The following is a 22,413-nucleotide window of genomic DNA, read 5'->3' as shown; positions in this document are numbered from 1 at the left end:
GGCCGGACGGACCGGACGGACTGGACGGACTGGACGGACTGGACGGACTGGACGGACCGGACGGACTGGATGCCCATCTCGTCGTCCAGCGAGGCGACTTCCGCCTCGACGTAGCCCTGACCGCCGCCCCCGGTGACGTGGTCGCCCTGCTCGGGCCCAACGGTGCCGGAAAGACCACCGCGTTGCGCGCGCTCGCCGGTCTGACCCCACTGACGGGCGGTCATCTACGGCTGGACGGCGTTGCGTTGGAGCGTACGGCGCCCGAGTCCCGTCCGGTCGGCGTGGTCTTCCAGGACTATCTCCTCTTCCCGCACCTCACCGCCCTCGACAACATCGCCTTCGGCCCCCGCTGCCAGGGCGCGGGCAAGGCGGCGGCACGGGCCCGGGCCGCCGAGTGGCTGGAGCGGATGGGCCTCGCCGAGTACGCCGGAACCAAGCCGCGCCGGCTCTCCGGCGGCCAGGCCCAGCGGGTCGCCCTCGCCCGCGCCCTCGCCACCCGCCCCCGGCTGCTGCTCCTCGACGAGCCCCTCGCCGCCCTGGACGCCCGCACCCGCCTCGACGTCCGCGCCCAACTCCGGCGCCACCTCGCCGAGTTCGAGGCCGTCGCCGTACTGGTCACGCACGACCCGCTGGACGCCATGGTCCTGGCCGACCGGCTCGTCGTCGTCGAAGACGGCCGGGTGGTGCAGGAGGGCACACCACGCGACATCGCCCGCCACCCGCGCACGGACTACATCGCCCACCTGGTCGGCCTGAACCTGTACCGGGGGCGGGCCGAGGGCCACGTCGTACGACTGGACGCCGAGCGGACGGATGCGCTGATCACGACCACCGAGGACCTCACCGGACCCGTCTTCGTCGCCTTCCCCCCGAGCGCCGTGACCCTCCACCGCGACCGGCCCACCGGTTCCAGCGCCCGCAACCTCTGGCGGTGCGAGGTGGCCGGCCTGGAGGTGCACGGCGACCAGATCCGCGCCGACCTCACGGGCGAACTCCCGCTCACCGCCGACCTCACGACCGTGGCCGCCGCCGAACTCGGGCTCCACACGGGAACGCCGGTGTGGGCGACGGTGAAGGCGGCGCAGACCCACGCGTACCCGGCGTGAGACAGCCCGACCGGGGTGGCGCCCCGGTCACCACTCGGCGGCCAGCGCCTCCGTCAGCCGGCCGACGGCCGCCGGATCGGGCAGGCGCCCCAGCATGGCGACGACCTGTTCGCCCCCGAACGCGCGCTGCGCGTCGGTGACGGCCGGATCGATCGCACACTCGGCCTGTACGTAGACGTAGTTCAGGTCCGTGGCGAAGAGCATGGAGAAGGAGTCCAGGCTCTTGACGACCGCGCGGCCCCCGGCGTCGGCGTAGGCGCGTACGAGGCGCCGGGCGGAGTCGGCGTGGAAGTCGTTGCCGCCCGCCCAGACGTAGACGGCACGGGCGAGTTCACGCTCCGCCGAGACGGGACCGGCGTTGTCCCAGTCGAGGAGAGCGGGGCCGGCCGGACCGACCAGGACGTTCTGCGGCCGCATGTCGAGGTGGGACGTCACCACGTCACCGGGCCCGGACGGCGTGACATGCCGCGCCAGTTCCACCGCCGTGGTGGCGACGAACCGCTCCAGCGCGTCCGCCCACGGCAGCCCGGCCCGGCGCACCCCGGCGCACAGCTCCGCCCAGTCGCCCTCCCGGGGCGCCCGCTCGTACCAGTCGCCCGGCGTGCCGCCGCCCCCCTCGCCCGCCCTGTGCAGCAGCGCCAGAGTCCGGCCGCACCACGCCAGGGTCTCCGGATCGGACGGATCGGCGTCGCCCCCGTCGACCCAGTCGTACAGCTTCACGTACGACCCGCCGAACGAGTCGGGCAGCCGCGAGACATACGCCCCGGTGCGGTCCGCGAAGAACCGGGGCGCGGAGATCCCCAGCCCCTCGGCGGCGTTCCGCAACACCGCCTCCCGGCCGACCTGCTCCTCGTCACACCCGAACAGAAGCTCCTTCACCGCCCACGAGCCGCCTGCGCCGCCCCCGGTACCGTCCCCGGTGCCGTCCCCGCCCGACAGCTTCCAGATCTGCCCCAGCGCGCCCCGGGCGACGGGCACCATGTCCCACGCCCCGGCGCCGACGCCCGTACCCTGTGCGCCCGCGTCGAGGGCATACGTGTCCGCGATGAATTCGGCTCTGCTCCGCATGTAGTCACCTTCCGGTCGGCGTCCCGCTCCTCGGGCAATCGCCCCACGGCATCAAATACGCGGGAGGCGCCGGAAGAAAAGCCCGAATCCCCGCCCAGGGGTGACGGAGATCCAGCAGAAGGGCCCTAGCTCGGTGCCGCCAGGTCGAACCACACCGCCTTGCCGTCGGGGTGGACCGGGCCGGCGCCGTACGGGAGGGCGGCGGTGGTGCCCCAGTGGCCCTCGGTGAGGGCGTCCACGAGATAGAGGCCGCGGCCGCCCTCCTCCCAGCCGTCCGGGGTCAACTCCCTTATGACCGGCGGGTTCTCGTCGCCGTCGTACACGATCACTCTGACCCGCCACGCCTCCACCGCCAGCCAGAGAACCGATCCTCCTCCTTTGGCGTGCACACAGGCGTTCGTGACCAGCTCGGATGTGCACAGGGCGGCCGCGTCGACGAGGGCGTCGAGGCCGAGGGCGCGCAGGACGGTGGCGACGAAGTCGCGGGCGATGTGCGGGGAGGTTTCGAGTGGCGGACAGAAGAGCGTGTACGTCGCCGCCGTGGGCGAGAGCCAAGGGGTGGGGGCCGGGACGGGGGTTGGGGCGGGGAGGTGTCGGGCAGAGTCGGGCATGGCTGGCAACTCCATTGCGACGAGAAGGGATTGTCCGGTCCCTACCGCGTCGGTGGCTCCTCCTCGGGTGTCGCCGGCCCGGGGCGCGCAGTCAACGTGCAGGCAAGATATGTGTGAGTAATCAACTGAGCACTCTCCGTGAGCGCAACAATGACCGTAGTCGGCGGCTTCGCGCCGCCGCAATGGGGTCGGTGGAAGTACTACGAAAGCGATCGGCCACGGGAACAGGCCAGCCGGCTGCCGGCAGCCGGCAGCCCGGGGAAGTTCGCGGGCCTCGCTCGGGCCCGGCCCTCCGAGTGCCCCTCGGCCGGACCGCCCGTGTGATGATGGCCCGTGAGCGCCCGTAGGGGACGGGCACCGCTCACACGGGGACCGGTAGCGGGTGTCGGAGCCCGGGGACCGAGAACGAAGACGGGGACGCGGACCGCCATGACCAGTCGGTTGCTCATGTCGTACAACACGCAGGCGGAGCGGGCCGGGGCACGGCCCAGGGACCCGGCGGAGGTGGTCGGGTCCACGCGGGCCACCGCGATCCTGGACCACGACGACCCGCTGGTCGGGGCGGTCGCGCGCCGGGTGCTGAGCGAGGCGACGCCACGGGACGCGTTGCGGAGCGCGCACCGGATCATCGCGCGGGGCGTACGGCCGGTGTACTCGGTCGAGGACCGCCGGCGCGTCTCACGCACCCTGCGGCTCGGCCGCGGCTCGTGCAGTCAGCGGATGGCGGTGCTGGAGGCGGTCGCGCGGGCCGTCCGCATACGGACGCGGGTACGCGGACTGCTCGTCGACGGGAGCTTCTGGTATCCGCGTTTCCCGCGCCTGAAGCCCTTCGTGCCGGACCAGATCCTGCTGGCCTGGCCGGAGTTCAGGATCAGCGGCGCGTGGGTGCCGATCGGCGAACTGTTCGCCGGCCCCGACGGCCCCGACGGCCCCGCCGACCCCGGTGACACCGCCGACCCCGGTGACCCCCGTGACGGCTTCGCCAACAAGGGCGGGGAGACCCTGTTCGACGCGGTCGCGCGCACCGGCGTCCAGTGGGACACCTGCGGCGCCCCGCACGCCACCGCCTGCGACCTCTCCGCTCAGGTCGTCGCCGACCTCGGCCACTTCGACCACCGCGACGACCTGTTCGAACGCCACGGCCAGACCCTCTGCTGGACGGCCCGCACCCTCACCGAGCCGGTACTCGGCCGCTGGAGCGCGGGGGCGACCAGGCCCACGCCATGAGCCCCGCCGAGCCGCCCGGCGGGGGGCCGGCGGCGCCACCGCGGCCACCCGCGCCTACCCGTCCCCCTCGACCCCCCGCACCGTGAACCCGGTGACCAGCCCCCCGCCCGCCCGCCGGAACGCGAACGGCGCCCCGCCGTGTGCCGCCGCCACCGCCCGGACGATGGACAGTCCCAGCCCGGACCCGGGCAGGCTGCGGGCGTCCGGCGCCCGGTAGAAGCGGTCGAAGATCCGTTCCAGGTCGCAGTCGGGGACGCCGGGGCCGCGGTCCAGCACCTCCACACGGACGACGTCCGGCCCCGCACCCAACACACCGCCCAGCCCGCCGAGTTCGTCGAGATCGCCCAGCTCTCCCAGCTCTCCCGGGCTTCCCGCCGCCCCCCGCGCGACCACCACCTCGATCACCCCCGATCCCCCACGGTCGAACTTCGCCGCGTTCTCCACCAGGTTGGACACGGCCCGCTGGAGCGCGCCGGGGCGCCCCTCGACGGTCGTGTCGCCGGCCACCCGTACGACGACCTCGCGCCCGGTGCGCCGGCGGGCGGTCGCCGCGACGTCCTCCGCGAGGTCGGCCAGTTCGAGCCGCTGCACGGGCTCGGTGCTGGACTGCCCGGCCGCGAGGTCGACCAACTCGTTGACGAGGTCGGTGAGTTCGCGGGCCTCCTGGGCGAGGTCGTCGACGAGCTCCTCGCGCACCCCGGGCGGCAGCTCGTCGATGCGGCGGAGCAGCGAGATGTTGGTCCGCAGGGACGTCAGCGGGGTCCGCAGTTCGTGCCCGGCATCCTGGACGAGCCGCCGCTGGTCCTCCTCGGACTGCGCGAGCCGTACGAGCATCCGGTCGAAGGACCGCCCCAGCCGGCCCACCTCGTCCCGCCCGGCCACCGGCACCTGGATGCCCAGCCGCCCGGTCCGGGCCACGTCCTCCGCCGCCCCCGCCAGCTGCACCAGCCGCCGGGTCTGCCGCCAGGCCAGCCACCAGCCGAACAGACCCGCCGAGATGACGACCCCCGAGACGAACAGCAGGGTTCGCTGCTGCAACTCCCGCAGCAGGTCCTCCGTGTCGCTGAACTCCTGGGCGACCTGGACGGCGCCCCGGCCGCCGCCGAGCGCGACGGTCACCACCCGGTAGCGGTCGTCGCCGACCTCGACCTCGCCGTGCTCGACCATCACACCGGGGAGCGCCGCGTCGGCCGTACTGCGGTCGGCGTCGCGTACGGGCAGGCCGGGGGCGCCCTTGTCGAGGATCTCCCCGTCGGGGCCGAGGACCTGGACGTCCGTACGGCCGGAGCGGATCAGGTCGTCGCGCGGGCCGCCGCTGTCGCTCGGCGCGAAGTCCTCCGGGGTCAGCGGCTCCTGCTCGACCAGCTCCCGCAGATCCCGTACGACCTCCGCGAACACCGTCTGCTCGTCGACCCGCACCAGCCGCGCCGCCGCGCTGTAGCTCAGGATGCCGACGAGCACGGTGACGAGGCACGCCACCGCCACGAACGACACGGTGAAGGTCGCCCGCAGCGAGGGCACCGGGCGCAGCCGGGAGAGGAGACGGGACAGCACCCGCACGGGACGTGACGGCACGCCGCCCTCAGTCTTCCCGCAGCGCGTACCCCACACCACGCACGGTGTGGATCAGCGCGGGCGCCCCGGGCTCGTCGAGCTTGCGGCGCAGATAACCGACGTAGACGGCGAGGTTCTTGGAGCCGGGGCCGAAGTCGTAGCCCCAGATGCGGTCGTAGATGGTGGCGTGGTCGAGGACGATGCCGGCGTTGCGGACGAGCAGTTCGAGGAGGTCGAACTCGGTCCGCGTCAGCTCCAGCTCCCGCGCCCCGCGCCAGGCCCGCCGCGCCTGTACGTCCATCCGCAGCCCGGCGGCCGTGACCAGCCCACCGCCGTCGTGCGGCGCGGACGAAGCGGAAGCGGAGACGGAGGCGGGAGCGGGCTCCGGCGGCGACTGGGCCGGCCTCGTGAACGCGTCCGCGCCGCCCGTCCGCCGCAGCAAGGCCCGCAGCCGCGCGAACACCTCCTCCACGTCGAACGGCTTGACGACGTAGTCGTCGGCGCCGGCGTCGAGGCCGGCGATCCGGTCGGCGGTCTCGACGAGCGCGGTGAGCATCAGGATCGGCGTCCGGTCACCCTCCGCGCGGAGCACGCGGCAGACCTGGAGGCCGTCTATGCCGGGCATCATCACATCGAGCACGAGCACGTCGGGCCGGTTCCGGTGCGCCTGGGCGAGCGCCTCGACGCCGTCGGCGACCGCCGTGACCGCGTACCCCTCCAGCGTCAGCGCGCGTTCCAGGGCATGGCGGATGGCACGGTCGTCCTCGGCGAGCAGCACGTTCTGGGGCACCCCACCAGTCTGCCAAGGCCACGAGCACACACCACCACGCCGGAACCCCCGGACCACCCTTCTTACCGGCCTCTCACCCCCACCGAACGGTCGGCTTACCGCGCCGGAGCACCGTGGAAGCGCGACGCCCGTGTGACACCGCCCCGCACGGGAACCCGGACAGAGGGAGCACATGGAGTACAAAGGCCGAAACACCGGCTAGAACCACATCAATGAGAAGAAATGCAAATGCACCGCTACACCGTCGGGAAGGTGTGCATGAGCCGCCGCCGCATGAAGATCGTGTTCCTGCTGCACAACGCGTACGCCATCGGCGGCACCGTCCGTACGACGCTGAACCTGGCGGCGGCGCTGGCGGACCATCACGACGTGGAGATCGCCTCGATGGCCCGCCACCTGGACGAACCGCGCTTCGCCGTCGACCCGAGGGTCACCCTCGTCCCCCTGGTGGACGTCCGGCCGAGCAGCCCCGACCTGCGCGATCCCGACCACGCGCGGCCCGCCACGGACTTCCCGGCCGCCGACAAGCGCCACCACCAGTACAGCCGTCTCACCGACCTCCGGGTCCGCGCCCATCTGGCCGGCTGCGACGCGGACGTCGTCATCGGCACCCGCCCCGGCATCAACGTCTACGTCTCCCGTTTCGCGCCCCGCCGCGCCCTGCGCATCGGCCAGGAGCACCTGCGCCACGACGCCCACACCAAGCAGCTCCGCAAGGTCCTCGCCCGGCACTACCGCACCCTGGACGCGGTCGTCACGACCACGGAAGCCGACGCGGAGGTGTACCGCGCACGGATGAACCTGCCGGGCGTACGGGTGATGTCGGTCCCCAACATCGTCCCGGCGGCCGGGGTCGCCCCGTCCGACGGCACGACCCCCGTCATCGCCGCCGCCGGCCGCCTCGCCCGCGGCAAACGCTTCGACCTCCTCCTGGAGGCGTTCGCGAAGGTCGCCGCGAAGGAACCGGACTGGGAGCTGCGCATCTACGGCAGCGGCAAGCAGCGGGACCGTCTGGAGACCCTCGTCCACGACCTCCGCCTCACCGGCCGCGCGTATCTGATGGGCCCGCAGACCCCCATCGAGGCCGAGTTCGCGCGCGCCTCGATCGTCGTCAGCGCCTCCGCGGCCGAGTCCTTCGGCATGACCCTCGTCGAGGCCATGCGCTGCGGCGTCCCCGTCGTCAGCACCGACTGCCCCCTGGGCCCCGCCGAGATCATCACCGACGGCACCGACGGCCGCCTCGTCCCCATGGACGCCCCCCACGCCCTCGCCGACGCCATCCTCGACCTCGTCACCGACGCCGACCTCCGCCGCGCCATGGGCCGCGCCGCCCTGCGCAGCGCCCACCGCTACGACCCGGCCCCCATCGTCACCAAGTACGAGTCCCTCTTCACCGACCTACGCACGACCCGCCTCCAACGCACCTGGCAACGCGAGTCCGTCCGCGCGAGGACCTGGCTGAACAGAAGGACCCGCACACTGCGGAACGCGCGCCCCGCGAGGACCGGCGCGAGCAATCACAAACAACCCGTGGCCTGACACCGACCCCACAAGGGGCGCGGGGAACCGCGCGAGCAACCACAGACCACCCGCACCCCTTTACGCCACGGTCTCCTTCGCCGCGGCGGCCACCAGCGCCCCGTGCGTCGGCGCGTCCGGCACCTCCGCCGGCCGCCCCTTCGCGAACTCCTCCCGCAGCACCGGCACGACCTCCTCGCCGAGCATGTCGAGCTGTTCGAGGACGGTCTTCAGCGGCAGCCCCGCGTGGTCGATCAGGAACAGCTGCCGCTGGTAGTCACCGGCGTACTCCCGGAACGCCAGCGTCTTTTCGATGACCTGCTGCGGCGAGCCGACGGTCAGCGGTGTCTGGTCGGTGAAGTCCTCCAGGGAGGGCCCGTTGCCGTACACCGGCGCGACGTCGAAGTACGGGCGGAACTCGCGCACCGCGTCCTGCATGGTCGCTCAACCTCCAAGTTGTTGACCATTCAACTATAGCTCGACAGCGGCCGCCCCGCCTATTCCACCCCTGAGCATCGGCATCGCCACCGCCACCGCCACCGCCACCGATGTCAGTGCCACCTCCTACGATCCCCCTCATGGCCCCCGTACGCCGTGACACCCGAGGCATCGTCGACGCCGCGGACCTCTTCGCGCGCGTGGACTTCCGCCGCGTCGAGCCCGCCGAGCCGCTGCGCCGGTACGTAGAGCAGTACTGGCTGATCGACTGGGACCTCAGCGAGCCGTACGTCTCGTACGTGGTCCCGCACCCGGCCGTCAACATCGTCTTCCAGCGCTTCCCGGGCCAGGAGCCCTTCGTCGAGGTCGCGGGCGTCCAGCACGGCCTCTTCGCGCAGAAGCTGGAGGGGCGGGGCCGGGTGTGCGGCATCAAGTTCCGGCCGGGCGGCTTCCGTGCCTTCGCGCCGCAGCGGGCGGTGTCGCAGTGGACGGGCCGGCGGGTCCGGCAGCCCGAGGTGTACGCGGACACGGTCCCGGACACGGTCCTCGCCCCGGACGACGAGGACGCCCGCGTGACGGCCCTCGACGCGTTCCTGCTCGGCCTCGACCCGCGCCCCGACCCCCAGGCCGACCTCGCCATGGGCCTCGTCGACCGCGTCCGCACCGACCGCACGATCCGCCGCGTCACCGACTTCGCCCGCGCCGAGGGCATGTCCGTACGGCTCCTGCAGCGCCTGTTCTCCGCGTATGTCGGCGTCGGCCCCATGGGGGTCCCCCCGCTCGAGCGAAGCCGAGAGTGGGGGAGGGTGATCCTGCGCTTCCGCATCCACGAGGCCCTGGAGCGCGCCGAGACCGAACGGGCGGTCGACTGGGCGGCCCTCGCCGCCGACCTCGGCTACGCCGACCAGGCCCACCTCGTACGCGACTTCACATCGACGGTCGGGGTGCCCCCGACGGCGTACGCGGAGGCGGTGTCCCCGGCCGGCTGAGCCCGCGCTCCTCCCCCGGCTACCGGTCCGCGTGCATGACCGCGTAGATCATCACGAACGCGACGAGGTGGATGCCGAAGAGGAAGTAGCCGAGGTACCACCACACGATCCGCTCGTTCTTCGTCTCCTCGGCGAGCCGGCGCTGCTCGGGGGTGAGGGCATCGTCGTCGGACGGCGGCATCACAGCTCCCGATGGACCTTGGTGTTGGAGGCCTGGGCGCGGGGGCGCAGGACGAGGAGGTCGACGTTGACATGGCTGGGCCGGGTGACCGCCCAGGTGATCGTGTCGGCGACGTCGTCGGCGGTCAGCGGCTCGGCGACGCCGTCGTAGACGCTCGCCGCCTTCGCCGCGTCGCCGCCGAAGCGGGTCAGGGCGAACTCGTCCGTCCGGACCATGCCGGGCGCGATCTCGATGACCCGGACCGGCGTACCGACGATCTCCAGCCGCAGCGTCTCGGCGAGGACATGCGCGCCGTGCTTGGCGGCGACATAGCCCCCGCCGCCCTCGTACGTCCCGTGCCCGGCCGTCGACGACACCACGACCACCGTGCCGTCACCGCTCGCGGTCAGCGCGGGCAGCAGGGCCTGGGTGAGGTTGAGGGTGCCGATGACGTTCGTCTCATACATCTGCCGCCAGTCGGCGGGGTCGCCGGTCGCCACCGGGTCGGCGCCGAGCGCGCCACCCGCGTTGTTGACCAGCACGCCGATCGTCCGGAACGCGGTCGCGAACTCGTCCACCGCCGCCCGGTCCGTGACATCCAGGACGTACGCGGTGGCCTGGCCGCCCGCCTTCTCGATCTCCTCCGCCAGCGCGTCGATCCGGTCCCGGCGGCGCGCGGTCAGCACGACGCGGTACCCCGCCGCGGCGAGCTGCCGGGCCGTGGCGGCGCCGATCCCGCTGCTCGCACCGGTGACGACGGCGACGCGGGAGGCGGCGGACGGTGCGGCGGTGGCCATGAGCTGCTCCTGAACGTATGAACGCGTGTACGGGTCGAAGGACGTCCTGCCCGGCCAGGATAGGCGTGCGGTGGGACAATGAGACGGGTGATCCCCTGCACAGGAGGTGGCTCATGGGACAGGCACGTGAGGTCATGGACCGGCTCACGGACGCGGTGACCACGCACCCGGACCTGAAGGCCCTCAGCGCTCTGTACGCCGAGGACGCGGTCGCCGTCACCCCCGACGGCGGCGAGATCCGCGGACGCGACGGCATCATCGAGTACTGGCGGCAGATGACGGACGCCGTACCCGACGGGAAGTTCGAGACGCTGCACGCGTACGAGGTCGGCGACACGGCCATCGACGAAGGGTTCTTCAGCGGCACGAACACCGGGCCGATCCAGCTGCCCACCGGCGAGACCCTTCCCGCGACCAACAAGGAGGTCAAGATCCGCGGAGTGGACTTCGCCACCGTGAAGGACGGCCGGATCACCGAATACCGGCTCTACTTCGACGAGATGGAGTTCCTGGGCCAGCTGGGCCTGCTCCCGGACGAGCCCTCCTGACGTCACTCAGTTCCCGCGCGGCGCATACATGATCACCGCCATGCCCGCGAGACAGATCAACGCGCCCGCCACGTCCCACCGGTCGGGCCGGTAGCCGTCCGCGACCATCCCCCAGGCGATCGACCCGGCCACGAAGATCCCCCCGTACGCGGCGAGGATCCGCCCGAAGTGCGCGTCCGGCTGGAACGTCGCCACGAACCCGTACGCCCCCAACGCGACGACCCCCGCCCCGACCCACCCCCACCCCCGCTCCTCCCGCACCCCCTGCCACACCAGCCACGCCCCACCGATCTCGAACAGCGCGGCCAGCACGAACAGGGCAACGGAGCGGGCGATCACCATGCCAGCAGCTTCGCACGGCCATAACTCACAAGGGTGAACCATCTCGATCACCCACCCGCCGCCCGAACTCCCGACCTAGGCTCGCGCCACAACATCAACACGACGGCCCTCGGCCGGGCGGCATCCCGGACCGAGGGCCTGACCGACACGGAAGTAGAGGCTTCCCTGTGGCTGAATGCGAGCCTAACGCTCACCAGTTCATGGACCTCATGGTCCCCGAGTACGCGTACATGTTCGGCTTCTTGCAGATGGACGGGCATCTACGACAAGGAGTCGGCCAGAAGGGCAGTTTGACCGTCGAAATCAGCGCCCGGGACATCGACATCCTGCGCAAGTTCCAGAAGCTGACGCCGTATTACAGCAGCATCACCGAACGTACCCGCTCCACGAACTTCGCCGAGACTCACACATCGGCCGTCTGGAGCCTGTGTTCCCTGGAAGCCAGAACCACACTCAATGACCTCGGACTGCCCTACGGACGCAAGTCGAAGACGGTCTCTCCGCCAAACGGCGAATTCTCACATAGCGACTACCTGCGAGGCGTAATCGACGCCGACGGCTCAGTCGGCTTCACACGCAAGGGGAGGCCGTTCGTCTCCCTCACGACGGCCAGCACCGCCATCGCCTCTCACCTGCGCGACTACGCCACGGATGTGACCGGAACCGAGCGCGTCATCAAGCGCAATGCCCGGGACGACATCTACAACCTCTACTACACGATGGAAGCGGCCCAGCGCCTGGCAGCCAACCTGTACCACCCCGGTCGCCTGTCCCTGGAGCGCAAGCACACCACTGCCGACTCCATCGCCGCCTGGGCACGTCCTGCCGACATGCGAGCCGCGTACACAAGGCGCAGTTGGACCCCGCAAGAAGATCGCATCCTGCTGGAGTTGAACAGCCCATCGGCAGCCGCCGAAGAACTCGGCAGGACCGCCCAGAGCTGCACCCTACGAATGTGGCGACTTCGCACCGGCCAAGCGTCCATGCCCAGCGATCAGTAACCAGGAAGATGAGGCCCCGGTTTCGACCGGGGCCTTACCCATTTCAACCCTTCACGCAGACGACCTGCTTCAGCTTCGCCACCACCTGCACGAGGTCCCGCTGCTGGTCGATGACCTGCTCGATCGGCTTGTAGGCGCCCGGGATCTCGTCGACGACGCCGGAGTCCTTACGGCATTCCACGCCCCGCGTCTGCTCCTCCAGGTCCTTCGTCGAGAAGCGACGCTTCGCCGCGGTGCGGCTCATGCGCCGGCCCGCGCCGTGGGAGGCCGAGTTGAACGCCTTCTCGTTGCCGAGACCCTTCACGATGTACGAACCCGTGCCCATGGAGCCCGGGATGATGCCGTACTCCCCGGAACCCGCGCGGATCGCACCCTTGCGAGTCACCAGCAGTTCCATGCCCTCGTACCGTTCCTCCGCCACGTAGTTGTGGTGGCAGGAGATCTCCGGCTCGAAGGTCGGCTTCGCTTTCTTGAACTCCTTGCGGATCACGTCCTTCAGGAGCGCCATCATGATCGCACGGTTGTACTTGGCATACTCCTGCGCCCAGAACAGGTCGTTCCGGTACGCCGCCATCTGCGGGGTGTCCGCCACGAAAACGGCGAGATCGCGGTCGACCAGGCCCTGGTTGTGAGGGAGCTTCTGGGCCATGCCGATGTGATACTCGGCCAGCTCCTTGCCAATGTTGCGTGAACCGGAGTGCAGCATCAACCACACGAACCCAGAATCGCAAATATTCACTTCTGCAAAGTGATTGCCCCCGCCGAGCGTACCCATCTGTTTCCCGGCCCGCTCCCGCCGGAACCGCACCGCCTCAGCAACCCCCTCAAACCGCCCCCAGAAGTCGTCCCACCCCGCGGTCCGGAACCCGTGCAGCTGCCCCGGATCAACGGGATCGTCATGCATCCCCCGCCCCACCGGAATCGCCTGCTCGACCTTCGACCGCAGCCGGGACAGGTCGCCCGGCAGGTCGTTGGCCGTCAGGGACGTCTTCACCGCGGACATCCCGCAGCCGATGTCCACGCCCACCGCGGCGGGACAGACAGCGCCTCGCATCGCGATGACGGACCCGACCGTCGCGCCCTTCCCGTAATGCACATCCGGCATCACGGCGAGGCCCTTGATCCAGGGGAGGGTCGCGACGTTGCGGAGCTGCTGCAGAGCCCCCTCGTCGACCGACGCGGGGTCGGTCCACATACGGATGGGTATCTTCGCGCCCGGTATCTCGACGTACGACATATCGCCCTCATTCCCCCGGAATTCCATCAAAAGTCTCAGAACGCAAAACCGGCGCCAAGGGTCCACGAAAGGGATACCGGACCGGCGTCCACGGCAGTGCGTGCGATACACATGGTGCCCGGGGGTCACCCCCGGGCGGCAAGTGAATAACCACAGGACAGGACAGCGAAGGCGTCCCGAGGGACCCGTCGAGAGGAGCCCCACCGTGCAGCGGAAGGCGTACGTACCCGGCGTCGCCGTGCTCCTCGCGGCACTGCTGACCGCGTGCACGGGGTCGGACGACGGCGGTTCGAAGGACGACGCCCGCCCGGGTGAGACCGCGACGACGGCCACCACCGCCCAGCCCGGCCGCTACGACACGCTCCCGGAACCCTGCGGCTCGGCCGACCACGACTCCCTCGACTCCCTCCTCCCCGGCATCGAGCAGCTCCCCGACACCGAGCAGCGGGAGCAGGCCTACGAGGGCGAGGCGACGCAGACGTACGACACGGACCGGAAGGCCGGCTGCCGTTGGAAGGTGGAGTCCACCAACGCCACCGACTATCTGTTCGTCGATTTCGAGCGCGTGACGTCGTACGGCAACACGGTCAGCGACGACAGCAAGGCGCAGGAGGTCTACGGCGCCAAGGTGGAGGCGGCGGATCTTCCGGAGCCGTCGCCGAGCGAGAGCGCGTCCGAGGAGAGCCCTTCCGACGAGAGCGCTTCTCCGCAGACCGAGGACGGCGATCAGGCCGACCCGACCACCACCGACGCATCGGGCAGCCCCTCCCCCGACCCCTCCGGCCCCTCCGGCTCCGATTCCTCCTCGACCGCCTCCCCGTCCCCGTCCCCGTCCGTCTCCGGAACACCCGCCTCCCTCCTGCCCCGCACGCTCGACGATCTCGGCGACGAGGCGTTCCTGGACGACGCGCTCGGCACGAGCCGGCAGCGGACGGTGACTGTGGTGTTCCGCACGTCGAATGTGATCGTGACGGTGGAGTACGAGGAGCAGCCGGCGACCACGACGACCGTGCCGGACAGCGAGGAAATGCAGGACAAGGCCCGGAAACTGGCGGAACGGCTGGCCGCCGCGTTCGACGACTGAGCCTGCGTCGGGGGCGGTTCGGGCCCGCGCGCGAACCGTCCGAACCAGGACCGCACTTCTTCATCACCACGTACGGTGGCCCCTCGTACCCGATCCGACCGCAGGAAAGCCACAGGAAGCACGCAGGAACCCCGCAAGGAGATCGCGGGAACCGCGAGCGTGATGAACGTGATGGACGTGATGGACGTCATGAGTGAAGGAACCATGCAACGAGCCGCAGAGTCAGATCAGCATCAGTCGCCGCGAATCGTGCGCTCCGCGCGCGTCGCGCGCCGCGGGCGCACGGGCCGGGCCCGGGTCCTCGTGGGCGCGGCGGTCGTGCCGGTGCTTCTGCTGGCGGTCGGCTGCTCCTCTGACTCCGACTCCGACAGTGCCTCCGGTGACGAGACGCCGGCGGGGCTGAAGGAGACGGCGACGGAGAGTGCCACGCCCGAGGTGGTCGAGGCGGCGTACGCGGTGCTGCCGGACGCGTGCGAGGTGTTCGCGCAGAAGACGCTGAAGTCGGTGGTACCGGAGGGCGCGAAGTCCGGCAAGGCGATCAACGCCGCCGAGGAGAACGTGACCGGCGACTGCCGCTGGATCAGCCTCGACAACAACGGTGTGGACGGTTCCCAGTACCGCTGGCTGAGCGTGTCCCTGCACCTGCTGGAGTCGAACGCGGCGAACGGCCCGGGCGAGGACCGCGCGTACAAGGCGTACCGGTCGAAGGTGACCTCGGCGAAGTCGGTGGACGGGGCGAAGAACGTCAAGACGGAGCCGGTGAAGGGTACCGGCGACGAGGCGACGGTGGTCCGCTACGACCTGAAGAAGGACGGGGACACCTTCAAGCAGCAGACCATCGTGGTGCGTACGGAGAACGTCGTCATCACGCTGGAGTACAACGGGGCGGGCCTGGCCGGTGAGAAGACGCCGGACGCGGCCGTGCTGCTGAAGTCGGCGACGGCCGCTGCCAAGGAGGCCGTGGAGTCGGTGGAGGACGCGAACGACGGTTCGGACGCGTCGGCGTCGGCGTCCCCGTCGAAGAGCGCCTCCAAGAGCGCCTCGAAGACGCCGTCGGCGGATGCGACGAAGGCGTCGTCGTCGGGCGGTTCGGGCGCGGATGTGAGTTCGGACTCCACCCGTGAGAAGAAGAGCTAGCGGGGCCGCTGAGCCCTGGTCCCACCTGGTCTTTTGTCGGAGCCCGGTCCCCGTGGGGGCCGGGCTCCGCACCTGTCGGCAACCCGTTCGCCGTACACATGTGCCACCCTGTTGCGCGCAACAACACGCAAGGGGAGGGGAGTACGGGTGGCCGCGCCAATGCAGCTGACTCGAATGCACCGCGTTCTCATCGGCGTGGTCGTGTTCGGCGCCGTCATCATCGCCGGGATCGGCTTCGCGGGTTCCTACGCGGCAGTGCGGGAGCTGGCCCTGCAGAAGGGCTTCGGGAACTTCTCGTACGTCTTCCCGATCGGGATCGACGCGGGTATCTGTGTGCTGCTGGCCATGGACCTGCTGCTGACCTGGATCAGGATCCCCTTCCCGCTGCTGCGTCAGACGGCGTGGCTGCTGACGGTCGCGACGATCGCGTTCAACGGCGCGGCGGCCTGGCCGGACCCGCTGGGCGTCGGTATGCACGCGGTGATCCCGGTCCTGTTCGTGGTCTCGGTCGAAGCGGCCCGCCACGCCACCGGCCGCATCGCCGACATCACGGCCGACAAGCACATGGAAGGCGTCCGCCTCACCCGCTGGCTCCTCTCCCCCCTCCCCACGTTCCTCCTCTGGCGCCGGATGAAGCTCTGGGAGCTGCGCTCCTACGACCAGGTCATCAAGCTGGAGCAGGAACGTCTCGTCTATCAGGCCCGCCTCCGCTCCCGCTTCGGCCGTTCCTGGCGCCGCAAGGCCCCGGTGGAGTCCCTGATGCCGCTGAGGCTGGCGCGTTACGGCGTCCCGCTGGCGGAAACGGCCCCGGCGGGCCTGGCGGCGGCCGGCATCGAACCGGCGCTGCTGCCGCCGGCGCCCACGGAGATCGCCCCGGTCGCGGACAGCCGCGCCGCCGCGGCGGCCCCCGTCCCGCGCCAGGCGGCGCCTCCCGCCGAGCAGCGCCCCCAGCTGGAGAGCGCCCCCGCCCAGCAGCGGCCCGAGTACGCCGACTTCCCGGAGCAGGACTTCGCCGAGCAGGAACCCCCTGCCGAGACGAACCCCTGGCTCCACGCCCGCCACCCCCAGCAGGTCCCCTACCAGGGCGGCTACGACCCCTCGTACGTCCCCGAGGAGGAGTACGGGCAGTGGTACGAGGAGCAGGACCCGGAGCAGTACCAGGCGGAGCAGTACCAGCCGCAGCAGTTCCAGGAGCCTGAGGGCCTGCCGCGGGAGTCCTCTTCGGAGGAGACCGGCAGCTTCCCCATCCCGGCCGGCCCCGGCCGCACCCGCGAGCTGGGCGAGGGCGGCGGCACCCCCGAACCCGCCGCCCCGGACGAGGAGTCGTACTACCAGGTCTTCAAGCAGTCGATAGCCCCTGGCAGCGGCTACCCGACGCCCCGTGAGTTCAGCGACAACATCGAGATGACCTACGGCGTCTCCGTCCTGGACGCCGAGGCCAAGCGCCTGGTGCTGCGCTTCCAGAACCGCCACACCGCGGAGCTGGAGGACGAGCACATCGCGTGACCCGCGCACGTACGACCGTACGACGATGGGGGGCGCCCGGTGATCATCGGGCGCCCCCCATCGTCGTACACGCGGACTACGCACGCGTGGTCGGCCTACTCCCCGAGCAGCACCCGCACCCGCTCCTGCCCCACCGCGAGGAGCAGCGTGGGCAGGCGCGGACCGGTGTCGCGGCCGACGAGCAGGTGGTAGAGGAGCGCGAAGAACGTCCGCTGGGCGGTCTTGATCTCCGGCGGGAGTTCCTTGGGCGTGGCGTCGGCCGCGAACCCGGCCTGGACCTTGGGAACGCCGTAGACGAGGTGGGTGAGCCCGTCGAGTGACCAGTGCTCGGCGAGGCCGTCGAGCAGCAGCCGCAGCGAGCCCTGGGCCTGCTCGTCGAGCGACTTCAGCAGGTCGAGGTCGGGCTCGGTGCGCACGACGGTCCGCTGGTCCGCGGGGACCTGCGTGTTGATCCAGGCCTCGGCCTTGCCGAGCCGGGGCCGTACCTCGTCGAGGGAGGAGATCGGGTCGGCGGGGTCGAGTTCGCTGAGGATGCGCAGGGTCTGGTCCTCGGCGCCCGCGGTGATGTCTGCGACGGACGCGAGGGTCCGGTACGGCATCGGGCGGGGCGTGCGGGGCAGCTCACCGGTGGCCGTACGCACCGCGCGGGAGTGCGCGGCGATGTCGGCCGGGAGGGCCGACCCTTCGGCGACCTTGGCATCGAGCTTGTCCCACTCGTCGTAGAGCCGCTGGATCTCCTGGTCGAAGGCGATCTTGAAGGACTGGTTGGGGCGGCGGCGGGCGTAGAGCCAGCGCAGGAGCTGCGGTTCCATGATCTTCAGCGCGTCGGCGGGGGTCGGCACGCCGCCCTTGGACGACGACATCTTCGCCATGCCGGAGATGCCGACGAAGGCGTACATGGGCCCGATGGGCCGCTCGCCGCCGAAGATCCCGACGATCTGCCCGCCGACCTGGAAGGACGAGCCGGGCGACGAGTGGTCGACCCCGCTCGGCTCGAAGACGACGCCCTCGTACGCCCACCGCATCGGCCAGTCGACCTTCCAGACGAGCTTGCCGCGGTTGAACTCGTTCAGCGCGACGGTCTCGGCGAAGCCGCAGGCGGTGCAGGTGTAGGCCAGCTCGGTGGTGTCGTCGTCGTAGGCGGTGACGGTGGTGAGGTCCTTCTCGCACCGCCCGCAGTAGGGCTTGTACGGGAAGTACCCGGCGGAGCCGCTGCTGCCGTCGTCCTCGGCGGCGGCGCCGGAGCCCTCCGCCGCCTCCAGCTCCGCCTCGTCCACGGGCTTCTGCTGCTGCTTCTTGGCCGGGGCCTTCTTGGTCCGGTACTGGTCGAGGATGGCGTCGATGTCGCCGCGGTGCTTCATGGCGTGCAGGATCTGCTCGCGGTACACGCCGGCGGTGTACTGCGCGGTCTGGCTGATCCCGTCGAACTCGACGCCCAGCTCGGCGAGCGCGTCGGTCATCGCCGCCTTGAAGTGCTCGGCCCAGTTGGGGTGGGCGGAGCCCTGCGGGGCGGGCACCGAGGTGAGCGGCTTGCCGATGTGCTCGGCCCAGCTCGCGTCGACGCCGTCGACGCCGTTGGGGACCTTGCGGTAGCGGTCGTAGTCGTCCCACGAGATGAGGTGCCGGACCTGGTGCCCGCGGCGGCGGATCTCGTCGGCGACGAGATGCGGGGTCATGACCTCGCGGAGGTTGCCGAGGTGGATCGGACCGGACGGCGAGAGCCCGGACGCGACGACGACCACCGGAGCGGTAGCGAGTGATGTCGCTTTGCCCGGGGCCCGACGCTCCGACTCCTCGATGACCTCATCCGCGAAACGGGAGACCCAGTCGGTGGTCTCGGTGCTCTGAGCCACGATCGGCACGTCCTCTTTTTCTGAAGGTGATCCATGGCCGCCGGTACGGTCCCCGGCGACCGGGCCATTGTCCCAGAGAGCTCGGGTGGCCGAGGTATCCGGGCGGGGAGCGGGCGGGTGGGGGAAAAGCACGGGGCGCGGCCCCATGCTTTTCAGGGGCGGGGAACTGCGCGATCAGCCACAACTCACCCGCACCCGCCGACGAACCCCGTCCCCCCAACCCATTAGGCACCCCCCACTCGCCGAACGAAAACCCTTTTACCCCCCGTGGGATACTGGCGGCATCCACCCGTACCCCGAGGAGAACGGCTCCCCCCTCATGGCCCCGGTCACGTCCCTCACCGCCTCCGTCCACCAGCGCCTCGCCGACGCCCTCGCCTCCGCCCTCCCGGAAGCCGACGGAGTCGACCCGCTGCTGCGACGCAGCGACCGGGCGGACTTCCAGGCGAACGGGATCCTCGCGCTGGCCAAGAAGGCGAAGGCCAACCCCCGCGAGCTGGCCACCCAGGTCGTCGCCCGGGTGGAGTCCGGCGAGGTGATCAAGGAGATCGAGGTCTCGGGCCCCGGCTTCCTGAACATCACCCTCACCGACCGGGCGATCACCGAGAACCTCGCGGCGCGGTACGCGGACGCGGAGAGCCGCCTCGGTGTCCCGTTCGCGGAGCACCCGGGCACGACGGTCATCGACTACGCCCAGCCGAACGTGGCGAAGGAGATGCACGTCGGTCACCTGCGCTCCGCGGTGATCGGTGACGCGGTGGTCCAGATCCTGGAGTTCACCGGCGAGAACGTGGTCCGCAGGCACCACATCGGCGACTGGGGCACCCAGTTCGGCATGCTGATCCAGTATCTGGACGAGCACCCGCACGAGCTGGACCACAAGGAGGCCGGCGACGACCTCCAGGCGTCCGGCGAGGCCGCGATGTCGAACCTGGACCGGCTGTACAAGACGGCCCGGAAGCTGTTCGACGCGGACGAGGAGTTCAAGACGCGGGCGCGGCGCCGGGTGGTGGACCTCCAGGCCGGTGACCCGGCGACGCTCGCCGCGTGGCAGAAGTTCGTGGACGAGTCGAAGCTCTACTTCTTCTCGGTCTTCGAGAAGCTGGACATGGAGATCCGGGACGCGGACATCGTCGGCGAGTCCGGCTACAACGACATGCTCGCGGAGACCTGCCGCCTCCTGGAGGAGTCGGGCGTCGCGGTCCGCTCCGAGGGCGCCCTCTGTGTCTTCTTCGACGACGTGAAGGGCCCGGACGGCAACCCGGTCCCGCTGATCGTGCAGAAGTCGGACGGCGGCTACGGCTACGCGGCGACGGACCTCTCCGCGATCAGGGACCGTGTCCTCAACCTGAAGTCCGACACCTTGATCTACGTCGTGGACGCCCGGCAGTCCCTGCACTTCAAGATGGTCTTCGAGACGGCCCGCCGCGCGGGCTGGCTGAACGACGGCGTCAAGCTGCGGCAGCTCGCGTTCGGCACGGTGCTGGGCAAGGACGGCAAGCCGTTCAAGACCCGTGAGGGCGAGACGATCCGGCTGGTCGACCTGCTCGACGAGGCGATCGACCGGGCCACGGCGGTCGTCCGGGAGAAGGCCGAGAAGGTGGGCCTGACCGAGCAGGAGATCGTCGAGAACGGCCGGTACGTCGGCGTCGGCGCGGTGAAGTACGCCGACCTGTCGACCTCGGCCGTACGGGACTACAAGTTCGACCTGGACCAGATGGTGTCGCTGAACGGCGACACCTCGGTGTACCTCCAGTACGCGTACGCCCGTATCCAGTCGATCCTCCGCAAGGCGGGCGAGGCCACCCCGGCCGCCCACCCGGAGCTCGAACTGGCGGCGGCGGAGCGGGCGTTGGGTCTGCACCTGGACCAGTTCGGCGAGACCCTGGCCGAGGTGGCCGAGTCGTACGAGCCGCACAAGCTGGCCGCGTACCTCTTCAAGCTGGCGACGCTGCTGACGACGTTCTACGACCAGTGCCTGGTCCTGAAGGCGGAGACCCCGGAGCAGGTGGAGAACCGTCTGTTCCTGGTCGACCTGACGGCCCGGACCCTGCACCAGGGCATGGCGCTGCTCGGCATCAGGACACCCGACAAACTCTGACACGCGTCGAGCCGGCCTGTTGGGGCGCCCCCCGTGGCGCACCAACAGGCCGGTGATCAGGAGCCGGTCCTGGAATCAGACGTCGAGTCAGGCGTTGGAGAGGCGGGCGCCCAACTTCTGGGCGTTGAAGCTGGTGATGGCTTGCTTCTTCACGAGGGAGGTCTGGCCGGCGGACTTGTACTGCGGGGCCAGGTTCCAGGTGACGGTGGCGGTGACCGTGTTCTTGCCGGAGACGGAGTTCTTCACCGGCTTGACGACGAAGGCGCGGTTCAGGTTGACGACCGAGCGCTTGACCTTCGGCGACTTGATCCCGTTCTTGATCGTGTAGGTGAAGGCGACCTGCTGGGTGAGGACCGGGATGTTGTAGACGCGCTCGGTGGCCGTGAAGGTCAGCGAGACGTTCCGGCCGCCCGTGCCGACCTTGTTGGAGCCCTTGACGACACCGGAGAAGCGGACGTCGTTGTTGTACTTGACCTCCTTGGAGTTCCCCCGCGTCACACCGCCCGCGAAGCTCAGCGCGAAGGCCTTGGTGACGGCGCGGTTCTGGAGGTAGTCGACGAACTTCCGCTGCTTCGCCGCGGGCAGCTTGTCGAAGGCCTTGAGGACCTTCTGGGAGGCCGCGAGGTCGTCGTTGTTCATCAGCCAGGAGCGGTACTCCTTGACCGTGAGCTTGGCCGGCTGGGCCTGCGGGGCGGCCACGGCCGTGCCCCCGGCGACACCGGTGAACAGCAGGGCGCCGACGCCCGCGGCGAGGACTCCGGTACGGGTGACGGTGGCGAGTGTGCGCATGTCGAGGGTGCCTTCCGTGCGGTGAAGGGGATCGTCACTTGCGCCACCCGGGACTCAAGGTGCGCACAACCAGCCTATTTTTCTTCGGAGTTGGCAGAAATCGTCTCTTCGGGCATTGCCCTTTCGGGCACCGCGCGGGGCGCGGGGGAAGTCCGGGGCCGCACGGCGGGCGCCGGTGTCTGCCCCGTCCCGGTGACCCGCAGCGCGGACATCCCGGCGGCGATCGGCTGGACCGGCCCGGCCGACCACGAGGACGACGTGGCCCGGCTCTGCGCGATCCTGCGCTCCTGGGAGGACCGTTTCGGCATACGGATCGTCGCCCTCACCTTCGACCAGCTCGTCCTCTCCGTCGCCGCCCTGCCCACCACCCCGCCCGAGGCCGGGGCGGTCGCCGCCGAGCACCTCGCCTTCTGTCCCCACACCATCCGCCGGGGCTACGGCGACGACCTGCGGGCGTACGCCGAGAAGGAGCTGTCGGGGCAGCACCTGTGGGCGTTCCGGTGGGACTGATCCGGGTCCCTCGGGGCACTGTCAGTGCCTGCCCCTACAGTCACCGG

At 70.6% G+C, this 22,413-nt stretch carries 20 protein-coding genes and 2 pseudogenes; 11 read left to right on the top strand and 11 right to left on the bottom strand.

Going from position 1 to position 22,413, the window contains the following annotated elements:
* The first annotated feature begins 20 nt into the window (after nucleotides 1-20).
* Entirely contained in the window at nucleotides 21-1,106 is a 1,086-nt protein-coding gene (locus tag I8N67_RS16895; protein ID WP_200303983.1) for an ABC transporter ATP-binding protein, read from the top strand.
* Between the two features lie 27 nt (nucleotides 1,107-1,133).
* Here I8N67_RS16895 and I8N67_RS16890 read toward each other — a convergent pair whose 3' ends face one another.
* On the bottom strand, nucleotides 1,134-2,174 hold the full coding sequence (locus I8N67_RS16890) for an aminoglycoside phosphotransferase/kinase family protein (protein WP_200303935.1): 1,041 nt from the start codon (nucleotides 2,172-2,174) through the stop codon (nucleotides 1,134-1,136).
* 125 nt (nucleotides 2,175-2,299) lie between these two features.
* Nucleotides 2,300-2,785 (bottom strand): ATP-binding protein, encoded by a 486-nt coding sequence (locus I8N67_RS16885; RefSeq protein WP_200303934.1) that lies wholly within the window; start codon nucleotides 2,783-2,785, stop codon nucleotides 2,300-2,302.
* Nucleotides 2,786-3,214: 429 nt separating this feature from the next.
* Between I8N67_RS16885 and I8N67_RS16880 the strand changes: the two genes are divergently transcribed.
* On the top strand, nucleotides 3,215-4,012 hold the full coding sequence (locus I8N67_RS16880; RefSeq protein ID WP_200303933.1) for a transglutaminase domain-containing protein: 798 nt from the start codon (nucleotides 3,215-3,217) through the stop codon (nucleotides 4,010-4,012).
* A gap of 54 nt (nucleotides 4,013-4,066) precedes the next feature.
* On the opposite strand, the gene I8N67_RS16875 is transcribed toward I8N67_RS16880, so the two are convergent.
* Both I8N67_RS16875 and I8N67_RS16870 read right to left on the bottom strand, forming a co-directional pair.
* A complete protein-coding gene (locus I8N67_RS16875; RefSeq protein WP_200303932.1) occupies nucleotides 4,067-5,587 on the bottom strand; it encodes a sensor histidine kinase in 1,521 nt (506 codons plus the stop codon).
* Nucleotides 5,588-5,594: 7 nt separating this feature from the next.
* A complete protein-coding gene (locus I8N67_RS16870) occupies nucleotides 5,595-6,356 on the bottom strand; it encodes a response regulator transcription factor (protein ID WP_200303931.1) in 762 nt (253 codons plus the stop codon).
* Between the two features lie 273 nt (nucleotides 6,357-6,629).
* Here I8N67_RS16870 and I8N67_RS16865 point away from each other — a divergent pair, with 273 nt between their 5' ends.
* Nucleotides 6,630-7,895: a glycosyltransferase family 4 protein gene (locus I8N67_RS16865; RefSeq protein ID WP_200303982.1), complete on the top strand. Its 1,266-nt coding sequence runs from the start codon at nucleotides 6,630-6,632 to the stop codon at nucleotides 7,893-7,895.
* A gap of 60 nt (nucleotides 7,896-7,955) precedes the next feature.
* Here the strand turns inward: I8N67_RS16865 and I8N67_RS16860 are convergent.
* Nucleotides 7,956-8,309: pseudogene (locus tag I8N67_RS16860) on the bottom strand (5,10-methylene tetrahydromethanopterin reductase); the annotation flags it as partial.
* A gap of 143 nt (nucleotides 8,310-8,452) precedes the next feature.
* On the opposite strand from I8N67_RS16860, the gene I8N67_RS16855 reads away from it, so the two are divergent.
* A complete protein-coding gene (locus tag I8N67_RS16855) occupies nucleotides 8,453-9,301 on the top strand; it encodes a DUF6597 domain-containing transcriptional factor (protein ID WP_200303930.1) in 849 nt (282 codons plus the stop codon).
* A 19-nt stretch (nucleotides 9,302-9,320) separates the two neighbouring features.
* On the opposite strand, the gene I8N67_RS16850 is transcribed toward I8N67_RS16855, so the two are convergent.
* A complete protein-coding gene (locus tag I8N67_RS16850) occupies nucleotides 9,321-9,482 on the bottom strand; it encodes a hypothetical protein (RefSeq protein ID WP_200303929.1) in 162 nt (53 codons plus the stop codon).
* Nucleotides 9,482-10,258, bottom strand: coding sequence for an SDR family NAD(P)-dependent oxidoreductase (locus I8N67_RS16845; protein WP_200303928.1), 777 nt, complete (start codon nucleotides 10,256-10,258; stop codon nucleotides 9,482-9,484). Before I8N67_RS16845 ends, I8N67_RS16850 begins: the two co-directional genes overlap by 1 nt.
* A 113-nt stretch (nucleotides 10,259-10,371) precedes the next feature.
* Here I8N67_RS16845 and I8N67_RS16840 point away from each other — a divergent pair, with 113 nt between their 5' ends.
* A complete protein-coding gene (locus I8N67_RS16840) occupies nucleotides 10,372-10,806 on the top strand; it encodes an ester cyclase (protein ID WP_200303927.1) in 435 nt (144 codons plus the stop codon).
* A gap of 6 nt (nucleotides 10,807-10,812) precedes the next feature.
* Here I8N67_RS16840 and I8N67_RS16835 read toward each other — a convergent pair whose 3' ends face one another.
* Nucleotides 10,813-11,148, bottom strand: coding sequence for a YnfA family protein (locus I8N67_RS16835; protein ID WP_200303926.1), 336 nt, complete (start codon nucleotides 11,146-11,148; stop codon nucleotides 10,813-10,815).
* Nucleotides 11,149-11,348: 200 nt separating this feature from the next.
* On the opposite strand from I8N67_RS16835, the gene I8N67_RS16830 reads away from it, so the two are divergent.
* The gene (locus tag I8N67_RS16830) at nucleotides 11,349-12,149 is read left to right on the top strand and encodes an LAGLIDADG family homing endonuclease (protein WP_200303925.1); all 801 of its coding nucleotides are present in this window, start codon (nucleotides 11,349-11,351) and stop codon (nucleotides 12,147-12,149) included.
* A gap of 43 nt (nucleotides 12,150-12,192) precedes the next feature.
* Here the strand turns inward: I8N67_RS16830 and I8N67_RS16825 are convergent, their stop codons facing one another.
* Nucleotides 12,193-13,386 (bottom strand): RtcB family protein, encoded by a 1,194-nt coding sequence (locus tag I8N67_RS16825; RefSeq protein ID WP_200303924.1) that lies wholly within the window; start codon nucleotides 13,384-13,386, stop codon nucleotides 12,193-12,195.
* 205 nt (nucleotides 13,387-13,591) lie between these two features.
* Between I8N67_RS16825 and I8N67_RS16820 the strand changes: the two genes are divergently transcribed.
* The 3 genes from I8N67_RS16820 to I8N67_RS16810 all read left to right on the top strand — a co-directional run bounded on the left by I8N67_RS16820 (nucleotide 13,592) and on the right by I8N67_RS16810 (nucleotide 17,113).
* On the top strand, nucleotides 13,592-14,470 hold the full coding sequence (locus tag I8N67_RS16820) for a DUF3558 domain-containing protein (protein ID WP_200303923.1): 879 nt from the start codon (nucleotides 13,592-13,594) through the stop codon (nucleotides 14,468-14,470).
* A gap of 204 nt (nucleotides 14,471-14,674) precedes the next feature.
* Complete coding sequence (locus I8N67_RS16815) at nucleotides 14,675-15,607, top strand: hypothetical protein (RefSeq protein ID WP_372443723.1); 933 nt, start codon at nucleotides 14,675-14,677, stop codon at nucleotides 15,605-15,607.
* Between the two features lie 174 nt (nucleotides 15,608-15,781).
* Nucleotides 15,782-17,113: a DUF2637 domain-containing protein gene (locus tag I8N67_RS16810; RefSeq protein WP_200303981.1), complete on the top strand. Its 1,332-nt coding sequence runs from the start codon at nucleotides 15,782-15,784 to the stop codon at nucleotides 17,111-17,113.
* Between the two features lie 95 nt (nucleotides 17,114-17,208).
* Here I8N67_RS16810 and lysS read toward each other — a convergent pair whose 3' ends face one another.
* The gene (gene lysS, locus I8N67_RS16805) at nucleotides 17,209-18,975 is read right to left on the bottom strand and encodes a lysine--tRNA ligase (protein WP_200303921.1); all 1,767 of its coding nucleotides are present in this window, start codon (nucleotides 18,973-18,975) and stop codon (nucleotides 17,209-17,211) included.
* Between the two features lie 310 nt (nucleotides 18,976-19,285).
* On the opposite strand from lysS, the gene argS reads away from it, so the two are divergent.
* The gene (gene argS / locus I8N67_RS16800; RefSeq protein WP_200303920.1) at nucleotides 19,286-21,067 is read left to right on the top strand and encodes an arginine--tRNA ligase; all 1,782 of its coding nucleotides are present in this window, start codon (nucleotides 19,286-19,288) and stop codon (nucleotides 21,065-21,067) included.
* 87 nt (nucleotides 21,068-21,154) lie between these two features.
* On the opposite strand, the gene I8N67_RS16795 is transcribed toward argS, so the two are convergent.
* Complete coding sequence (locus I8N67_RS16795; RefSeq protein ID WP_200303919.1) at nucleotides 21,155-21,856, bottom strand: hypothetical protein; 702 nt, start codon at nucleotides 21,854-21,856, stop codon at nucleotides 21,155-21,157.
* Between the two features lie 186 nt (nucleotides 21,857-22,042).
* Between I8N67_RS16795 and I8N67_RS16790 the strand changes: the two are divergent.
* Nucleotides 22,043-22,366, top strand: a pseudogene (locus I8N67_RS16790) (DUF4253 domain-containing protein); the annotation flags it as partial.
* Nucleotides 22,367-22,413 lie beyond the last annotated feature (47 nt).

Source organism: Streptomyces adelaidensis (assembly GCF_016598475.1).
In the GTDB taxonomy this organism is placed as follows: domain Bacteria; phylum Actinomycetota; class Actinomycetes; order Streptomycetales; family Streptomycetaceae; genus Streptomyces; species Streptomyces adelaidensis.
Note: the sequence above shows the minus strand (reverse complement) of the source record. Positions and strands in the feature narration are given on the sequence as shown.

Bases quoted from the DNA above. Each gene is read 5' to 3' on its own strand.
- I8N67_RS16830 (WP_200303925.1), top strand. From the start codon at position 11,349: ATGGACCTCATGGTCCCCGAGTACGCGTACATGTTCGGCTTCTTGCAG.
- I8N67_RS16815 (WP_372443723.1), top strand. From the start codon at position 14,675: ATGCAACGAGCCGCAGAGTCAGATCAGCATCAGTCGCCGCGAATCGTG.
- I8N67_RS16795 (WP_200303919.1), bottom strand. From the start codon at position 21,856: ATGCGCACACTCGCCACCGTCACCCGTACCGGAGTCCTCGCCGCGGGC.
- argS (WP_200303920.1), top strand. From the start codon at position 19,286: ATGGCCCCGGTCACGTCCCTCACCGCCTCCGTCCACCAGCGCCTCGCC.
- I8N67_RS16865 (WP_200303982.1), top strand. From the start codon at position 6,630: ATGAAGATCGTGTTCCTGCTGCACAACGCGTACGCCATCGGCGGCACC.
- I8N67_RS16810 (WP_200303981.1), top strand. From the start codon at position 15,782: ATGCACCGCGTTCTCATCGGCGTGGTCGTGTTCGGCGCCGTCATCATC.
- I8N67_RS16890 (WP_200303935.1), bottom strand. From the start codon at position 2,174: ATGCGGAGCAGAGCCGAATTCATCGCGGACACGTATGCCCTCGACGCG.
- I8N67_RS16855 (WP_200303930.1), top strand. From the start codon at position 8,453: ATGGCCCCCGTACGCCGTGACACCCGAGGCATCGTCGACGCCGCGGAC.
- I8N67_RS16845 (WP_200303928.1), bottom strand. From the start codon at position 10,258: ATGGCCACCGCCGCACCGTCCGCCGCCTCCCGCGTCGCCGTCGTCACC.
- I8N67_RS16840 (WP_200303927.1), top strand. From the start codon at position 10,372: ATGGGACAGGCACGTGAGGTCATGGACCGGCTCACGGACGCGGTGACC.
- I8N67_RS16835 (WP_200303926.1), bottom strand. From the start codon at position 11,148: ATGGTGATCGCCCGCTCCGTTGCCCTGTTCGTGCTGGCCGCGCTGTTC.
- I8N67_RS16885 (WP_200303934.1), bottom strand. From the start codon at position 2,785: ATGCCCGACTCTGCCCGACACCTCCCCGCCCCAACCCCCGTCCCGGCC.
- I8N67_RS16880 (WP_200303933.1), top strand. From the start codon at position 3,215: ATGACCAGTCGGTTGCTCATGTCGTACAACACGCAGGCGGAGCGGGCC.
- I8N67_RS16850 (WP_200303929.1), bottom strand. From the start codon at position 9,482: ATGCCGCCGTCCGACGACGATGCCCTCACCCCCGAGCAGCGCCGGCTC.
- I8N67_RS16825 (WP_200303924.1), bottom strand. From the start codon at position 13,386: ATGTCGTACGTCGAGATACCGGGCGCGAAGATACCCATCCGTATGTGG.